Here is a 16,499-nt window from a genome sequence, read left to right as displayed (position 1 = left end):
CTGATCAGATCCGCGACGGCTCGTGGCGATACATGGCCAGGGCGACGCTCTGTCCTTCGACGCCGCGCGCGACCGCGACCGCTGAGTCGCCGCGCACCTCGCGCGCCGCGCCGGTCACCCAGTCCGCGGTGTCGCAGTCGGGGTCGAGATCCTCGAGCCCGAGCGTCTGCGGCAGCGCGCCGTGCGACAACGCGAGCGCCGCGACCGCCGCATTCAACGCGCCCGCGCCGCCGACGAGGTGCCCCGTGGCGGGCTTGACCGTCGAGGCCGCCGGGCGGACACCGCCGAAGGCGCGTGCGATCGCCCGCGCCTCGCTGACATCGCCGAGGCGGGTACCGCTGCCGTGGGCGGCCACGAACGAGACCGCCTCCGGTTCCAGCCGCGCCTCATTCAGCGCGCCGGTGAGCGCGCGCGACAGCGATTCCCCGTCGGGGTCCGGGGTGACGAGATTGCGTGCGTCGAAGCCGCTGCCGAACCCGGTCAGCTCGGCGTAGACGCGGGCGCCACGCATACGCGCTCGCTCGCTCTCTTCGAGCACGAGAAAGGCCGCGCCTTCGCCGAGCAGCGTGCCCTCGCGCTCGCGGTCGTACGGCCGGCACTCGCCCGGGCTGAGCATGCCCGTGGCATCGAGCTTGCTCATGTTCCACCACGTGACGGCGTCGTCGAAGCCGCCCGCGACGGCGATGTCGGCCTCGCCGCGGCGGATCGAACGAAACGCGCGCCCGATCGCCGTGGCGCCGGACTCGGCGCCGCCCGCGAAGTAGGTGTTGGGGCCCTTGAGCCCGTGCTGCTGGGAGATGTAGAACAGCGACGCCGCCTGCAGGCCCTGCACGTAGAAGAGCGGATGCACGGCCGACTGCGCGTCAACCCCGAACCGCTGCAGGTCCACGCGGCCGTCGGCCCCGCGCGCGGCGAGTGTCGCGGCGAGCATGTCGGACGGATCGGAGATCTCCTTGTTGCCGGCCGTGAAGAGCGCGGCGCGTTCCGCCTCGGCCTCGCTGATCTCCAGCTCGGCGTCGCGCAGCGCGAGCGTCGCGCCCGCCACCGCCAGCACATCCGCGCGGGTCATCGTCCGCTGCGCCTTGCGCGACACGAACTTGTCCGCGTCGAGCGCGGTGACCTCGCCGCCGACCTGGGTCCGCAGCGAGGATGCGTCGAAGCTGAGCGGCCCGATCGCGCTGCGGCCTTCGAGCAGGCCTTCCCAGGTGGCATCGGCGCCGACGCCGAGCGGCGTGATCAGGCCGATCCCGGTGATCGCGACGCGCCTCATGCCGCCTCCTTCAGGCGCAGCACGCCGATCCGCGCGGCGAGCTTGCCGCCCACGTGGACCTTGGCGCTCAGAGTGACCTCGGCGTCGGTGCGGTCGACGACCTCGACGGAGAGCTCCATCTGGTCGCCGGGACGGACGTAGCGGCGGAACTGCGCGCGCTCGACGCCCGCCGGCCGCCAGTCCCCGTCGCCCGCGGCGAGCGCGCCCAGCTCGGCCAGCGACTCGAGGATCAGCACGCCGGGAAGCACGGGGAAGCGCGGGAAGTGCGAGTCCAGCAGCGTCAGCGTGTTGGGCACGTTGCGCAGGGCCAGGGCGCCTTGCCCGGGGTCCACCGCGAGCACGCGATCGAGGGTTCGTGGGGTCATCGGGGCTCCAGGGCGAGATCGGGGCGGCGGACGGCCAGCGAGCCGTTGGTGCCGCCGAACGCGAAGGCGTTCACGAGCGCGGCACGCACGGGGCGGCGGACCGCGTGGTTGGGCACGTAGTCGAGGTCGAGCTTGGGATCGGGCTCGTCGAGGTTGAGCGTGGGGGAGACGACGCCGTCGCGCATGGCCAGCACGGCCGCGAGCAGGTTCAGGCCGGCGGCGGCCGCCGTCATGTGGCCGGTCATCGACTTCGGCGAGCTCACTGCGACGTTATGCGCGTGCTCGCCCAACACCCGCTTGATCGCGAGCGTCTCCGAGCTGTCGTTGCCCGGCGTGCTCGTCCCGTGTGCGGAGACGTAGTCGACGTCGGTCGGGGCGATGCCACCCTCGCGCAGCGCCGATGCCATGGCACCGATCGCCCCGCCGCCGTCGGGTGGGGCGTCGGTCAGCCGGTAGGCGTTCAGCGTCGAGCCGTAGCCGGCCAGCTCGGCGAGGATCGGGGCGCCGCGCTCGACGGCCGAGTCCCAGTCCTCCAGGACCGCGACGACGGCGCCCTCGCCGAGCACGAAGCCCGAGCGGCGGCGGTCGAACGGCCGCGACGCCCGCTCCGGCGCGTCGTCGTACTCGGTCGTGAGCGCGCCGAGGAGCGAGAAGCCGAGCACGTCCAGCCACGTCGTGAGCGCGTCGCAGCCGCCGGCCACCATCAGCCGCGCGTCGCCCTCCTGGATCCGCCGCATCGCCTCGCCCAGCGCCTGGGCGGACGCGGTGCACGCGGTGCTCACGCCGATCAGCGGCCCGGCGCAGCCGGCGACGTGCGCGATCGTCGCGGCCGCGGTGTTCTGCCCGCGCCGCACGACCTGCGACGGCGCCTGGCGGACCAGCGTGCCCGGACCCGCCTGGGCGGCGGCGATCTCCGCGAGATCCTCCGGCTCCGGCCGCCCGACGCTGGTCCCGATCGAGACGCCGCGCTCCCAGGGCGCGTAGGCCCCGTGCGCGCGGGCGTTCTCGAGCGCCTCCAGCGCCGCGCCGACGCCGAAGCCGGCGGAGCGCGAGAGGTGGCGAGCGATCCGCGTGTCGACCAGCCGCTCGCGGACGTCGAAGCCCTCGACCTGCCCGGCGATCCGCACCGGGTAGGTCGACGCGTCGAACGTGGTGATCCGGCGGACGCCGCTGCGGCCGGCGACGAGCGCCGACCAGGTCGACTCCGTGTCGTTGCCGACCGGCGTCACGGCGCCGATGCCGGTGAGTGCGACGCGACGGTTCACAGCACCATCCCCTGGGTCAGCCGGTCCTGCATGCGTGCCGTCTCCTCGAGGTCCTCGAGCGTGTCGGCGGCGATCAATGCGCACATCACGTCGCGCGCCTCGAGCACGGTCTCGCCCGCGACGCTGACGCGGCCGGAGACGACCGCGGTCTCGTCGCTCATCGACTCGACGCGCACGTCGAGGTCGAGCACGTCACCCGGCTCGACCGCGCCCGTGAACGTCGCCGAGCCGACGGAGAGCAGCGCCGCGCGGCGGCGACGCTCGGAGCCGATCAGGACGAGCCACGTCCCGGCCTGACACAGCGCTTCCAGGATCAGCGGCTCGGGCATGCGCCCGTCGCGCCAGAAGGTCTCGCTGCGCGAGGTCAGCTTGCGGGCGCGGACGTGCTGTCCGGGCTCGCAGGCGTCGATGCGGTCGATCAGGTGAAAGCGCATGTCTAGGAGACCACCAGGGCGTGCGCGGCCGCCAGGCCGGCGGAGTGGGTGAGCGAGACCTCGACGCGGCCGATGCCACGCCGGCGGGCGAGCTCGCCGGTCAAGCCGTGCAGCTCGACGGACGGGCGCCCGCCGGGCTCGTGGACGACCTCGACGTCGGTCCAGCGCATGCCGCGCGCCATGCCGGTGCCGAGCGCCTTGAGCACGGCCTCCTTGGCGGCGAAGCGCGCGGCCAGGTGCTCGGTTCCGCGACGGCGGCCGCGGCAGTACTCCAGCTCGCGCTCGGTGAAGAGCGTCGTCGCCGCGCCGTCGTGCTCACGGAGGAGGTGCTCCATGCGCTCGACGGCGACGACGTCGATGCCGACGCGCAGCTCAGGCGGAGGCGAGAGCGGCACGCTGCGACACCAGGTCGGCGAGGTTCTGGACGGTGAAGAGGTCGATCACGCGCTCGGCCTTGAGCGTGCCGCGCAGTGCATCGGTGTCGATCTGCGGCATGATCGAGGCGAGGTGCGTGAGGCCCGCCTCGCTGATCGTCTCCTCGTCGTCGGAGAACTCGTCGTCGCTGAGGCCGCCCTGGATGTGCTCGGCGAGGTCCGCGGCGTGGACCTTCACGCCGGTGCCGCGCTCGATCCGGAACAGCACGTCGAGCAGGTCGATCGACTCGGCGCCGAGCTCGTCGGTCAGCGTCGCTTCCGGCGTCACCTCGTCGGCCTCGAGCGCGAGCGCTTCGCAGACCGCGTTCTGCACGGCGACGTCGATGTCAGTCTTGTTCACGGTTCCTCCTAGAGGGGGGTTGGTCGAGGGGTACAGATGGGCCGCGGCGGCGTCTGATACGGGTCAGGCCGCGAGAAAGCGGCCGGCGTGGAAGAGCAGGGGCGTCGCCTCGGGGTCGACGGCGAGCGCGAGCACGTGGCCGACGACGACCACGTGGTCGCCGGCGGCCTGCACGGCGGCGACGCGGCACTCGACGTGCGCCGCGCCCGCGAGGATCGGGGAGCCCGTTCTGCCGGGGCGATGCTCGATGCCGTCGAACATCGCGCTGCCGCGATCGGCGCGCGCGAAGCGCCGGCACAGGTCCTCCTGGTCGGCGGTGAGGATGTTCACGGCGAAGGCGCCGTTGGCGGCGATCAGCGCCCGCCCCGAGCCGCGGCGCCGGAGGCACACGAGCACCAGCGGCGGCTCCAGGGAGACCGAGGTGAACGAGTTCGCGGTGACGCCGTACAGGCCCGCGGGGCCGCCGGTCGTCACCACCGTCACGCCGGTGGCGAACGCCCCGAGCGCACGGCGCAACTCGGTCGAGTCAAAGGGTGGTTCTTCCTGCACGGATGTCATCGGCGGATCTCCTGCGAAGGGGATGTCGCCCCCACCGGAGTGGCCAATGCCTCGGCGAAATACATCGGTATCACCGCCGCGGTGGCACGCTCTGGGCCGGACAAGATGACTTCCTCTCAACACGACACCACCCCGCGGCGGGGACCGCTGGAGCCGACCGACGAACGGCCGGCGCGCGGAACCCGCTCCGACGGCGTTCAGTACGACGGCAGCGCCGGCGACGGCGTCGGCACGCCGCACTGGAACCCGGACGAGGGCGACTACTCGTGACCGGGCGGCGCCTGCGGGCGATCGCCTCCGGGCCGGCGTTCCTCTTCCCCGATCACGGCTCGGAGACCGCGGGCCGCGCCGCCGAGTTGCTGGCGCGGGAGCCGCGGGCGCTGCACGCGGTGACCGCGGAGCCGGCGGCGGAGCCCTCCGCCCAGCCGGCGCATGTCGCCCATTGCCTCGCGCTCGCCGGCAGCGCCATCTCGCACGGGCTGCGGCCGCGCTTCGTCGCCGGACACGGGCTCGGCGGTTACACGGCCGCCACCGTGGCGGGCGTGCTGCGCTCCGAGGATGCGCTGCGCCTCGTCACCGAACGCGGGCGGCTGCTCGCGGCCGCCGAGCGTCAGCAGTCCGGGCGGATGGCGGTGATCGTCGGCGTGCCGCTGGACACCGTCCGCTACGTCTGCGCCGTCGTGCGCCAGCGCCACGGGTATGTCACGTTGGCGCAGGCCAACGCCCCGCAGCGCGCGGTCGTCTCGGGCAATGCGTCGTCGGTCGCCGTCGCGGTCGAGCGCGCCCGCGGGTGCGGCGCCGCGGCCGCGATGCTGCCGGCCCGCGTGGCCCACAACAGCCTGCTGATGGCGAGCGTGCAGGCGCGGCTCGCGCAGCTCGCGCAGACGATGCACTGGCATGACGCCCGCATCCCCGTCATGAGCGGGTTGCAGGGCGGTCCACTGGAGTCCGGCGCGGCCGTCCGGCGGGCGCTGATCGGTGGCGAGACCCTGCCGATCCAGTGGACGCGCAGCATGACCGCGCTACTGGACGAGGACTGCCGGCACTTCCTCGAGCTCGGGCCCGGCCGGGCGCTCACCGTCCTCTCCGGCGAACACGACGCGGATGCGGTGGCCATGGCGGCCGGGACGCACGCAGGCATCGCGGCGTTTCGCGGGATCCTCTCCGCCGCACCGCAACCGGAGCGTCTCGCGAGCTGAGCGTCACCTTGGACGCTGGCGCGGTGCCGCGGCGACGATCGCGTCGCGCAGGTGTTCGAGCGCGGTCTCGCGAGCGCCGGTCAGGGCCGGTTCGTCGTCGACCGTGGCGGCCTCGACCGGCACGTGGCGGGGCGAGCGCGCGAACTCGCGCGCGACGGCGGCGAGGATGCGCGGGTCGCGGCCCCACGGCCCGCCGAGCAGCACGACGGCCGGGTCGGCCAGCGCCACCGCCGCCGACAGGACGCCGCCCACCGCCTGCGCCAGCGCGCCCGCGAGACGCTCGGCGTCACGCAGGAGCGCCGAGACGTCGATCGCGGTCGAGCCGGCGCGGCGCAGCCCAAGCGCGGCGAAGACGTCGGTCAGTGGCATCGCGACACCGCCCGGGCCGGCGGTCAGCACGTGCGCGATCTCTCCCGCCACACCCGCGTGGCCGCGCCGGACCTCTCCGTCGCTGACCACCGCGCAGCCGACGCCCTCGCCGAGGTAGACGTAGACGAAGTCGCGCGCGACGCGCCCATGCTCGGCGCGCGCCGCCCAGTTGACGTCGTTGTCGACGGTGACGGGGCCCTCGACCACATCGGCAAGCAGCGCCGGCGGGTCGAGCTCGCCGAGCAGGAACGGTGCGTCGGGCAGCGCGACGAGGCGCCCGGTGCGCCGGTCCACCGGGTCGGCGGCGCTCACCACGGCAAGCCGCAGCGGCCCGCCCACCCCGCCCGCGACACGCTGCAGTGCACGCGCCACCTCTCCCGAGGCCGGTGACCGGTCGACCGCCGCCTGCGCACGCGCGACGACCTCCCCGTAGACGTCGACCGCTTCGGCGACGATCCCCTCCGGCGCGATCCCGACCACCAGCGCGCGGCCCGTATCGCCGGGCAGCGCGTAGTACGTGCCGACGCGGCCGCGGCCGGTCGTACGCGCCCCGGTATCGACGACGGCGCCGGCGGCGTCGAGGCGCCGGACGCTCTCCGACACCGTCGGCTTCGACAGACCCGTCACGGCCGCGATCTCCGCCCGGGTCGCCTGCCGCTGCGCCATCAACGCTCGCAGCACGTGCTCGTCCGAAAGCGAGCGCAGCAACTCCAGGGTCGGCTTCGTCGTGGGCAAGCCGGCAATTCTAGTCAGGACCCTTGACTGAATGCGAGAACGTTGCTAGCTTGCGGGATCTAGTAAAGAGTCCTTCCTGGAGGAGAACCTGCGATGACGACCCCGACCACGCAAGCCCCACCGCTCCCGCATTGGGAGTCCACGCCTGAGGACCTCAAGGCCGCCGTCCGCGAGATCAAGGCGGCGATCCGGGCGCGCATCGAGGCCTCCGGGCGCACGGTCGAGGAGGTCTGGGACGCCGTCACCGCGCAGCTCAGCGAGCGCGTGGAGGAGATCGAGGAGACCAAGCGGCGCGGCGAGTCCGTGTGGCCGGTCATCGACTACGCCGACATCGAAGCCGGCACCGTCACGCCCGAGCAGCTCGAGTACCTGCACCGCCGCGGCTGCGTCGTCATCCGCGGCCACTTCGAGCGCGAGCAGGCGCTCGCGTGGGACCAGGACATCGTCGACTACGTCGAGGGCAATCAGTTCTTCGAGCGCTACAAGGGTCCCGCCGACGACTTCTTCGGCAGCGTCGGTTCGCGCCCCGAGATCTATCCCGTGTACTGGTCGGCCGCGCAGATGCAGGCTCGCCAGAGCGACCGCATGGCCAACGTCCAGGCGTTCCTGAACCGCCTGTGGAAGTCCGAGTCCGACGGCGTGCAGTGGTTCGATCCCGACCAGGACTCGCTTTACCCGGACCGGATCCGCCGGCGCCCGCCGGGCGCGAGCTCGGGCGGCCTCGGCGCTCACCTGGACCCCGGCACGCTCGACCTCTGGATGACCAGCGCGTACCAGCAGGCCTTCCGGCACCTGTTCGACGGGTCCGTCGAGCAGTACGACCCCTGGGACGCCGCGCACCGCACCGCCGGCCCGCAATACCCCGGCTCGACCATGTGCTCGGTGTTCCGGACCTTCCAGGGGTGGACCGCGCTGTCTGACATGGCGCACGACCAGGGCGTCCTGCACACCGTGCCGATCCCCGAGGCGATGGCCTACCTGATGCTGCGCCCGCTGCTCGACGACGTCGCCGAGGACGACATGTGCGGGACGACGGTCAACCAGGTCTTCCCGGCGATCGAGAAGTGGCATCCGCTGCTGATGCGCGCGCTCAGCGGCATCCCGGACGTCCAGGCCGGCGACTCCGTGTGGTGGCACTGCGACATGATCCACAGCGTCGCGCCCGTCGAGGATCAGCAGGGCTGGGGCAACGTGATGTACATCCCCGCCGCCCCCTGGTGCCCGCGCAACGAGAAGTACGCCGCCAGCGTCCGCGAGGCCTTCCTCAACGGCGACAGCCCCAGCGATTTCCCGGAGGAGCACTACGAGCGCAGCTGGCCCGATCGCTTCGCGCCCGAGCAGCTCAACGACACCGGGCGGCGCGGTCTGGGTATGCGCTGAGCTCCGTTCTGGGAACATACGGGCTTGTCCGCGGTCCCGGACATCCAGCTGGTCGACCTGGAGAAGCGCTTCGGGTCCTTCACAGCGGTCGATCGCGTGTCGCTCGAGGTCCGGGCGGGTGAGTTCTTCACCATGCTCGGGCCGTCCGGTTCGGGCAAGACCACCACGCTGCGCCTGATCGCGGGCTTCGAGCGCCCCGACGGCGGGCGGGTCGAACTGGCCGGCGCTGACGTCGCCCAGCGACCGCCGTACGAGCGCGACGTCAACACGGTCTTTCAGGACTACGCGCTGTTCCCGCACATGACCGTGCTGGACAACGTCGCCTACGGGCTGAAGGTGCGCAAGCTCGAGCGGGCGGAGCGACGCACCCGCGCGCAGGAAGCGCTCGCATTGGTGCGGCTGCCCGACGTCGGCGCGCGCAAGCCCGCGCAGCTCTCAGGCGGCCAGCGCCAGCGGGTGGCATTGGCCCGCGCGATCGTCAACCGCCCGCGCGTGCTGTTGCTCGACGAGCCGCTCGGCGCGCTGGACCTCAAGCTGCGCGTCGACATGCAGCGCGAGCTCAAGCGCATCCAGCGCGAGGTCGGGATCACGTTCGTCTACGTCACCCACGACCAGGACGAGGCGCTCTCGATGAGCGACCGGCTCGCGGTCTTCAACGAAGGCCGGCTCGAGCAGGTCGGCACCCCGGCGGAGGTCTACGAGCGGCCCGCCAACGTCTTCGTCGCCGGTTTCGTGGGCGTGTCGAACGTGCTCGAGCGCGAGGGCGGGCGGTTCACCGTGCGCCCGGAGAAGATCCGGCTGCTGCTCGGCGACGCGGACGCGGACGGGCTCGTCGTCGAGTCCGGGACGGTGCTCGACACGGGCTACACGGGCGCCGCGACCCGCTACGAGATCGAGCTCGAGCGCGGCGGTCTGCTGATCGTCACGCAGCAGAACCTCGAGACCTCCCACGACGAGGCCCGCCAGTTGCGCGGGCAGCGCGTGCGAGTCGGATGGCGCGAGCAGCAGATGGTCGCCATCGCCGAAGGAAACGCCACATGAGGAGGACCCATGAATCGCGTAGCGGTCTGGACCATGGTCGGGTGCCTGGCATCGGGAGGTGTCGTCGCCTGCGGCGGGGGCAGCGATAGTGACACCGGATCGTCGGGCGGCGGCACGACGAGTCCCGCGGGCTTCAAGGTGCCCAACGTGCCGACGAAGGCGGAGCTCGGCGCGGGCGAGGGCGCGCTCAGCCTGATCGCGTGGGCGGGCTACGCCGAGAACGGCTCCACCGATCCGAAGGTCGACTGGGTGACACCGTTCGAGCAGAAGACCGGGTGCAAGACGGCGGTCAAGACGGCCAACACCTCCGACGAGATGGTCACGCTGATGCGCACCGGGCGCTACGACGGCGTCTCGGCCTCCGGCAACGCGTCGGTCAAGCTGATCGCGGGCGGCGACGTCGTCCCGATCGACACCAAGCTCCTCACCAACTGGAGCTCGCTGTCGGAGCAGGTCAAGAACCAGCCCTACAACTCGGTCGAGGGCAAGATGTACGGCGCGCCGCACGGGTACGGCGCGAACCTGCTGATGTGGCGCACCGACACCGTCAACCCGGAGCCGACGAGCTGGGCGGCGGTGTTCGATGCCAACAGCCCGTACAAGGGCAAGCTGACCGCATATGACGACCCGATCTACATCGCCGACGCGGCGCTGTACCTCTCGACCGCGAAGCCCGAGCTGAAGATCACCAACCCGTACGAGCTCGACCAGAACCAGTTCGACGCCGCCGTCGCGCTCCTGAAGGTCCAGCGCGGGCTGATCGGCCAGTACTGGTCGGATTACACGAAGGAGCAGGCCGCGTTCACGCAGGGCGACTCCGTCCTGGGGACCACCTGGCAGGTGATCGCCAACCTCCTCGAGGCCGACAAGGTCAAGATCAAGGCGATCCTGCCCGACGAGGGCTCCACCGGCTGGTCGGACACCTGGATGCTCTCCTCGAAGGCCGCGCATCCGAACTGCATGGTCCAGTGGATGAACTGGATCGAGACGCCTGAGGTCCAGGCGCAGGTCGCCGAGTGGTTCGGCGAGGCGCCGGCGAACCCGCTGGCCTGCGACCACACCTCCGACAAGACGTTCTGTGACACCTATCATGTCAAGGACCCGAGCTACTACGAGAAGGTGAAGTTCTGGGCGACGCCGACGCGCAACTGCCGCGACGACCGCGGCAACGCCTGCGTCGACTACTCGCAGTGGGTCCAGGCCTGGACCGAGATCAAGGGCTAGCCGCGTGCTCTCCCGTCTCCTGTGGCGTCGCCCGTGGTTGCGCATCGGCGCGCTGCTGGCGGCGCCGCTGGGATGGCTCGGGGTCGTCTATCTCGGCTCGCTCGCGGTCCTGCTGATCACGGCGTTCTGGACGCTCGACGAGTTCAGCGGGCTGATCGTCAAGGGCTTCTCGCTGGACAACTTCCGCACGATCATCGAGGAGCCCGTGTACCGCAGGATCGTGCTGCGGACGCTGTCGATCGCCGCGCTGGTGACGATCACCGACATCGTGCTCGCGTTCCCGATCGCGTTCTACATGGCGCGGGTGGCGACGCCCCGGCGGCGGGCCGCGCTCGCCGTCGCGGTGTTGATGCCACTGTGGGCGAGCTACCTGGTCAAGGTCTACGCGTGGCGCACGATGTTCGCCAACGACGGCATCCTGAACTGGGTGCTCGATCCGATCGGGCTGTCCGTGCCGCAGTCGGGCTACATCCGCGTGTGGATCGTGTTGTCCTACCTGTGGCTGCCGTACATGATCCTGCCGATCTACGCGGGGCTGGAGCGGATCTCGGACTCGCTGCTGGACGCCTCCGGGGACCTCGGCGCGCGGCCGTGGCGGACGTTTCGCTCGGTGATCCTGCCGTCGGCGATCCCCGCGATCGCGGCGGGCTCGATCTTCACGTTCTCGCTGAGCCTGGGCGACTACATCACGCCGCAGCTGGTCTCCTCGACGCAGTTCATCGGCAACGTCGTCTACGCCAACGTGGGCATCGCCAACAACCTGCCGCTCGCGGCCGCGTTCGCGACAGTCCCGGTGGTGATCATGGTCATCTATCTGCTGCTGGTCCGGCGGGCCGGCGCGTTCGAGGCGCTGTAGCGGGCTATGTACGTGACCAAACCTGTCCGCTGGCTGCTGCGCATCGGGTCCTTCATCACGCTCGCGTTTCTCTACGCGCCGCTCGTGGTCATCGCGATCTACGCCTTCAACACGACCCGCGTGCAGCGCTGGCCGCCGGACGGGTTCACGCTGTCGTGGTTCTCCAAGGCATTGCACAACAGCGGCGCGCGCCACGCGCTGTGGACCTCGGTGCAGGTCGGCTTCGTCGCGACGCTGATCGCTTTGGTGCTCGGGACGCTGGCGGCCTACGCGCTCGCGCGCTTCGCGTTCTTCGGGCGCTCGGCGATCTCGTTCCTGATCATCCTGCCGATCGCGCTGCCGGGGATCGTCACCGGCATGGCGTTGAATGCGACGTTCACGCAGGTGCTGGGGGTGGACCTCGCCCTGTGGACGATCGTCGTCGCCCACGCCACGTTCTGCGTCGTGATGGTCTTCAACAACGTCGCGGCGCGGCTGCGACGCACGCCCGCTTCGCTGGAGGACGCGGCGGCCGACCTGGGCGCGGCGCCGCGCCGGACGTTCCGCGAGATCACGTTCCCGCAGATGCGCTCGGCGCTGATCGCGGGCGGGCTGCTCGCGTTCGCGCTGTCCTTCGACGAGGTGATCGTGACGACGTTCACGGCGGGTGACGCGCAGACGCTGCCGCTGTGGATCCTCGACAACCTCTCACGCCCGCGCAACCTGCCGGTGGTCAACGTCGTGGCGGTGGTCGTCGTGATCCTCTCGATCATCCCCGTGTGGTTCGCGCAGCGGCTCTCGAGCGACCCCGTCGGCCTCGCAGGGACGGTGGCGACGACGGACTAGCGCGCCGCCCACGAGTGATCGCTTAGTAAGCCAGAGGCTTACCAAGTCATCTCCGGCCCCGAACGCGAGGTGCGTGGTAGCTTCGGAAGGGCATGGCGGATCGGCCTGTGAGCAAGACGCCGGAACAGGTCGGTCCGTATCGGATCGTCAGCCAGATCGGGCGGGGCGGGATGGCGGTCGTCTATCTCGCGCGGCAGCCGGTGCTCGCGCGCAGCGTCGCCTTGAAGGAGCTCGCGCCGTTCCTCGCGGGTGATCCTTCTCTCGCCCAGCGCTTCATCCGCGAAGCGCGCGTTGCCGGCTCGCTCAACCATCCGAACGTCGTCACCGTGTTCGATTTCCTCGAGCAGGACGGCGTCCCCTACATCGCGATGGAGTACCTCGAGCGCGGCTCGCTGCGGCCGTTCGTGGGGCGGATGTCGCTACCGCAGGTCGCCGGCGTGCTCGAAGGGCTGTTCGCCGCGCTCTCGCACGCCGAGGCGAAGAAGATCGTCCATCGCGACGTCAAGCCCGAGAACCTGCTCGTCACGGCCGAAGGCGGGATCAAGATCGCCGACTTCGGGATCGCCAAGGCGCTGCAGCAGGTGGCGACCGAGGAGATGCTCACGCCCGCGGGCGCCACCGTCGGCACCCCCGCCTACATGGCCCCCGAGCAGGCGATGGCCGAGGCGGTCGGCCCGTGGACCGACCTCTACCAGACCGGCGTGGTGGCGTTCGAGCTGCTTGCGGGCGACGTGCCGTTCCGCTCCGAGGGCGCGCCGATCGCGGTGCTGATGAAGCACCTCACCGACCCGGTACCGGCCTTGCCCGCGGGCACCGACCCGGCGCTCGAGGCGTGGGTGCGGCGGATGCTGGCCAAGGACCGCGCCGACCGCCCGCGCAACGCCCGCGTGGCCTGGACGGAGCTCGAGGACATCATCGTCGAGATCGAAGGTCCGCTGTGGCGCCGCGAAGCCCGCCTCGGCGAACACGAGCCCACCGTCGAGCACCCACCGCCGCTCACCCCGGCGCGCTTCTCGTCGTGGCAGGACTACGTCGCCGAACCGACCCCGGCCAGAACCACCCCGCCGCCGCCACCGCCACCCCCGGGCGGCTCTGTCGAACGCGAGCCGGAACCGGCCGCGGGCACTCCGCCGCCGGAGGACGTCGGCGACCCCGCGCCGGAGCCGGCGACAGACACGCCGCCGCCCCCGGCCGAATCGTCGCCGAGTCGCGTCGCGGAACCGCGCGAGCCGGCCGCGGCCGCGGATTCGCCCCCGCCGCAAGACGTCGCCGAGGCGCCGCCGGCCGGCTCGTCGCCGAGCTACGTCGAGTACGACCCGGAAGGCCGCGAGCCGGAGCCGGCGGCGGACACTCCGCCGCCGCGAGACGTCGCCGAGGCGCCGCCGGCCGGCTCGTCGCCGTACGACCCGCAAGCCCGCGAGCCGGACCCCGCCGCGGACACTCCGCCGCCACAAGACGTGGCCGAGGCGCCGCCGGCCGGCTCGTCGCCGTACGACCCGCAAGGGCGCGAGCCGGAGCCGGCGGCGGACACTCCGCCGCCGCGAGGCGTCGCCGAGGCGCCGTCGGCCGGCTCGTCGCCGAGTTACGTCGAGTACGACCCGCACGCCCGCGAACCCGAGCCCGCCGCGGACGCGCCGCCGCACGACCTCGCCGCGCCCGAGCCCGTCGACGTCGCCCCGCCGCCGGACGCGGGGCCGCCCGAGCCCGCGCCGCCCGCCCTCCCGGTCACCGGATTTTTCGACGAGCTGTCGGCGCCGCCGCCCGGTCCTGCGAACGCGGCGGGGGCGCAGCCCGCGGTCACACCTTCCGGCCCGGCGAGGCCACCCGAGGTCACGCCCGCGCCGCCCACATCCGGCCCGCCGACTCCGCCGCCGGCCACGCCCGCGGACTCGCCCACGCGCGACCTGTCGCTGCCGCCCGCGGTCCCTCCGCCTCGGCGCGAGCCCGTTCCCGCCTCCGCGGCCCCCACGATCGCGCCGACGCCGCGGGCACCCGCTCCGGCCGCGCCCCGCCGGCGGTCTCCGCTCATCCCTCTCGCTGCGGTCGCACTCGTCGCGCTGGCGGTCGTCGCGTTCTTCGTCCTGCGCGGCGGTGGTGACGGTGGCGGCGGTCCCACGCCCACGCCGACGGCTCAAGCGAGCGCGACGCCGACCGCCGCAGCCAGTGCCGGGCCGTTCAGGGTCGGCGACGCACCGGACGGCGTTGCCGTCGGTGAGGGGGCGGTGTGGGTGGTCGGGAGCGGCGACGGCACGCTCACCCGCATCGATCCCGCCACCGGCAAGACCACAAGCGTCGCTGTCGGCCAGAACCCCGACAGCGTCGTCGTGGCCTTCGGCTCCGTGTGGGTCTCCGTCACCGGCGAGAACAAGGTCGTGCGGCTCACCGCGACGGCGCAGCCGGAGGTGCAGAAGACGTTTGACGTGGGCGAGAAGCCGGAGGGACTCTCGCCCTCGCCACGCGCGATCTGGGTGGCGAACTCCGGCGACGGCACGCTATCGCAGATCCTCGAGGCGACCGGTGAGGTGCGCAGCGTGCGCGGTGTCGGCGGCCAACCCGTCGACGTCGCGGTCGGTGCGGGCGCGGTCTGGGTCGCGGATGCGTCCGACGCGAGCGTCACCCGCGTCGACGGCGGCAAGCTGCGGGTCGTCACGAAAGTCGGCGGCATCGGCTCCAACCCGCGCGCGATCGCGATCATCAATCGTGACGTGTGGGTCGCGACCGCCGGCGACGGCCGCGCGTGGCGTATCGACGGCGATGCCAATCAAGCGAAGGGCAGCGTCCGCATCGGCGGCCAACCTCGTGACATCGCCACCGACGGCACGCAGCTCTTCGTCACCGACCGCGAAGGTGACCGCGTTATCGAGATCGACCCCGCCACCATGGCCGCGAAGAACCCCGAGACCGTCGACGGCGGCCCGCTGTCGGTCGCGGCCACCGACAGCGACCTGTGGGTAACGCGGATCGACGCCAACCTCCTGACGCGGATCGTCAGGTGACGCGCCGGCGATGCCGGAACACCATCACGAGGTGTCCGGCGAACAGGAACGCCGACACGTACATCACCCAGTCGTGGATCAGCAGCGTGTTGGCGAAGCGAAAGCGGGTGTCGCGCTCGCCGAACCACAGCAGGAACCCGGTCACCGTGAACAGGATCGCGAACGCCGCCGTCACCACGGTGAAGAGCTTCTGACCGCCGTTCATCCGCCCCAACGGTTCAACGCGCGTCCTGAACCACGCGCGGTCGCGCGGATCGAACCGGTCGACCTCCCGCGCCAAAGCGAGCAGCGAGCGGCGATTGCCGAAGAGCACCAACACGACCAGCGCGGCCAGCCACACGACCGCGGTGTAGAAGTGGATCGTCTTGAACAGCCCGCGGCGGCCGACGAGCTCGGCCAGCGCCGGCAGGTACAAGCACAGCCCGCTGGCCAGCAGCACGATGAACGCGGTGGCGTGGATCTGGTGCAGCGCGCGCTCGGTGCGCGAGAAGCGCCGCAGCTCAGCCGTGACCATTGGAGTGACCCACCCACGCGTTCTGGTCGTACCCGAGGCCTTCCCAGTAGCCCTCCGGCTGCGCGTCGACCAGCTCGATCCGCTCGAGCCACTTGACGCCCTTGTAGCCGTACATCTGCGGGATCACCACGCGCGCCGGCGCTCCGTGCGGGCGCGAGAGCGGCGCCCGATCCATGCCGAACGCGAGCATCGCATCCGGCGCGAGCGCCTGGCCCAGCGTGAGCGAGTCCTCATACGGCTTCTCGGCGGACACGAACCGCAACGCGCGAGCGGTCGACAACGGCTGCACCGCAGCGAGGAGATCGGCGAAGCGCACGCCCGACCAGTGCACCCCCTTGACCGTCCAGCCCGTCACGCAGTGAAAGGTCGAGACCTGCTCGGCCCGCGGGAGCGCACGCAGATCGGCCAGCGAGAAGCTCGCCGGACGCTCCACGAGCCCGTCGACCCGCAGCCGCCAGCGCGCGGCGTCGATGTCCGGCATCACGCCCGTGATCGTGTAGATCCGCCACCCGCCGAGCGGCAGCAAGTTGGCGCCCAGCTGCGAGAACGAGGACGTGATGGGCGAGAGGACCCGGCTCGCCGGTCCCGCCCACGCGAACGCCGTAAGCCCGCCGGCCAGCAGGCCCAGGAAGGCGCGCCGCCCGTAGGGCCGTGCTTCCGGGTCGGTCGCGTCGTCCACAGCCCCGTCGACGCT

At 72.0% G+C, this 16,499-nt stretch carries 18 protein-coding genes; 8 read left to right on the top strand and 10 right to left on the bottom strand.

Features of this window, described 5'->3' with window-relative positions:
* Positions 1–4 precede the first annotated feature (4 nt).
* From OM076_RS39825 to OM076_RS39795, 7 genes are all read right to left on the bottom strand, one after another.
* Positions 5–1,270, bottom strand: coding sequence for a beta-ketoacyl-[acyl-carrier-protein] synthase family protein (locus OM076_RS39825; RefSeq protein WP_270045764.1), 1,266 nt, complete (start codon positions 1,268–1,270; stop codon positions 5–7).
* On the bottom strand, positions 1,267–1,635 hold the full coding sequence (locus tag OM076_RS39820; RefSeq protein ID WP_270045763.1) for a 3-hydroxyacyl-ACP dehydratase FabZ family protein: 369 nt from the start codon (positions 1,633–1,635) through the stop codon (positions 1,267–1,269). The genes OM076_RS39825 and OM076_RS39820 overlap by 4 nt, the downstream gene beginning before the upstream one ends.
* Positions 1,632–2,900: a beta-ketoacyl-[acyl-carrier-protein] synthase family protein gene (locus OM076_RS39815; RefSeq protein WP_270045762.1), complete on the bottom strand. Its 1,269-nt coding sequence runs from the start codon at positions 2,898–2,900 to the stop codon at positions 1,632–1,634. Before OM076_RS39815 ends, OM076_RS39820 begins: the two co-directional genes overlap by 4 nt.
* Positions 2,897–3,334, bottom strand: a complete 438-nt coding sequence (locus tag OM076_RS39810; RefSeq protein ID WP_270045761.1) for a hotdog family protein — start codon at positions 3,332–3,334, stop codon at positions 2,897–2,899. Before OM076_RS39810 ends, OM076_RS39815 begins: the two co-directional genes overlap by 4 nt.
* 2 nt (positions 3,335–3,336) lie before the next feature.
* On the bottom strand, positions 3,337–3,729 hold the full coding sequence (gene acpS / locus OM076_RS39805) for a holo-ACP synthase (protein ID WP_270045760.1): 393 nt from the start codon (positions 3,727–3,729) through the stop codon (positions 3,337–3,339).
* A complete protein-coding gene (locus tag OM076_RS39800) occupies positions 3,707–4,108 on the bottom strand; it encodes an acyl carrier protein (protein WP_270045759.1) in 402 nt (133 codons plus the stop codon). Before OM076_RS39800 ends, acpS begins: the two co-directional genes overlap by 23 nt.
* A gap of 63 nt (positions 4,109–4,171) precedes the next feature.
* Positions 4,172–4,666 carry a flavin reductase family protein gene (locus tag OM076_RS39795; RefSeq protein WP_270045758.1) on the bottom strand — a complete coding sequence of 165 codons (495 nt, stop codon included), beginning with the start codon at positions 4,664–4,666 and terminating at the stop codon, positions 4,172–4,174.
* Positions 4,667–4,771: 105 nt separating this feature from the next.
* Here OM076_RS39795 and OM076_RS39790 point away from each other — a divergent pair, with 105 nt between their 5' ends.
* Complete coding sequence (locus tag OM076_RS39790; RefSeq protein ID WP_270045757.1) at positions 4,772–4,936, top strand: hypothetical protein; 165 nt, start codon at positions 4,772–4,774, stop codon at positions 4,934–4,936.
* Complete coding sequence (locus OM076_RS39785; protein WP_270045756.1) at positions 4,933–5,865, top strand: ACP S-malonyltransferase; 933 nt, start codon at positions 4,933–4,935, stop codon at positions 5,863–5,865. Before OM076_RS39790 ends, OM076_RS39785 begins: the two co-directional genes overlap by 4 nt.
* Positions 5,866–5,868: 3 nt before the next feature.
* Here OM076_RS39785 and OM076_RS39780 read toward each other — a convergent pair whose 3' ends face one another.
* A complete protein-coding gene (locus OM076_RS39780) occupies positions 5,869–6,969 on the bottom strand; it encodes an ROK family transcriptional regulator (protein WP_270045755.1) in 1,101 nt (366 codons plus the stop codon).
* A 93-nt stretch (positions 6,970–7,062) separates the two neighbouring features.
* Here OM076_RS39780 and OM076_RS39775 point away from each other — a divergent pair, with 93 nt between their 5' ends.
* The 6 genes from OM076_RS39775 (at position 7,063) to OM076_RS39750 (ending at position 15,291) form a co-directional block, all read left to right on the top strand.
* Entirely contained in the window at positions 7,063–8,349 is a 1,287-nt protein-coding gene (locus OM076_RS39775) for a DUF1479 domain-containing protein (RefSeq protein WP_270045754.1), read from the top strand.
* A gap of 24 nt (positions 8,350–8,373) precedes the next feature.
* Positions 8,374–9,390 carry an ABC transporter ATP-binding protein gene (locus OM076_RS39770; RefSeq protein ID WP_270045753.1) on the top strand — a complete coding sequence of 339 codons (1,017 nt, stop codon included), beginning with the start codon at positions 8,374–8,376 and terminating at the stop codon, positions 9,388–9,390.
* A 9-nt stretch (positions 9,391–9,399) separates the two neighbouring features.
* On the top strand, positions 9,400–10,614 hold the full coding sequence (locus OM076_RS39765; RefSeq protein ID WP_270045752.1) for an ABC transporter substrate-binding protein: 1,215 nt from the start codon (positions 9,400–9,402) through the stop codon (positions 10,612–10,614).
* A 4-nt stretch (positions 10,615–10,618) separates the two neighbouring features.
* Positions 10,619–11,470, top strand: a complete 852-nt coding sequence (locus OM076_RS39760) for an ABC transporter permease (protein WP_270045751.1) — start codon at positions 10,619–10,621, stop codon at positions 11,468–11,470.
* A gap of 6 nt (positions 11,471–11,476) precedes the next feature.
* The gene (locus tag OM076_RS39755) at positions 11,477–12,295 is read left to right on the top strand and encodes an ABC transporter permease (protein ID WP_270045750.1); all 819 of its coding nucleotides are present in this window, start codon (positions 11,477–11,479) and stop codon (positions 12,293–12,295) included.
* Between the two features lie 92 nt (positions 12,296–12,387).
* Positions 12,388–15,291: a protein kinase domain-containing protein gene (locus OM076_RS39750; protein ID WP_270045749.1), complete on the top strand. Its 2,904-nt coding sequence runs from the start codon at positions 12,388–12,390 to the stop codon at positions 15,289–15,291.
* Here OM076_RS39750 and OM076_RS39745 read toward each other — a convergent pair.
* The gene (locus OM076_RS39745) at positions 15,284–15,805 is read right to left on the bottom strand and encodes a cytochrome b/b6 domain-containing protein (RefSeq protein WP_270045748.1); all 522 of its coding nucleotides are present in this window, start codon (positions 15,803–15,805) and stop codon (positions 15,284–15,286) included. The two genes, OM076_RS39750 and OM076_RS39745, sit on opposite strands and share 8 nt — an antisense overlap.
* Entirely contained in the window at positions 15,792–16,484 is a 693-nt protein-coding gene (locus OM076_RS39740) for a molybdopterin-dependent oxidoreductase (protein WP_270045747.1), read from the bottom strand. Before OM076_RS39740 ends, OM076_RS39745 begins: the two co-directional genes overlap by 14 nt.
* Positions 16,485–16,499: the final 15 nt, after the last annotated feature.

It is taken from the genome of Solirubrobacter ginsenosidimutans, assembly GCF_027587205.1.
This window is presented reverse-complemented; position numbering and strand designations above follow the sequence as displayed.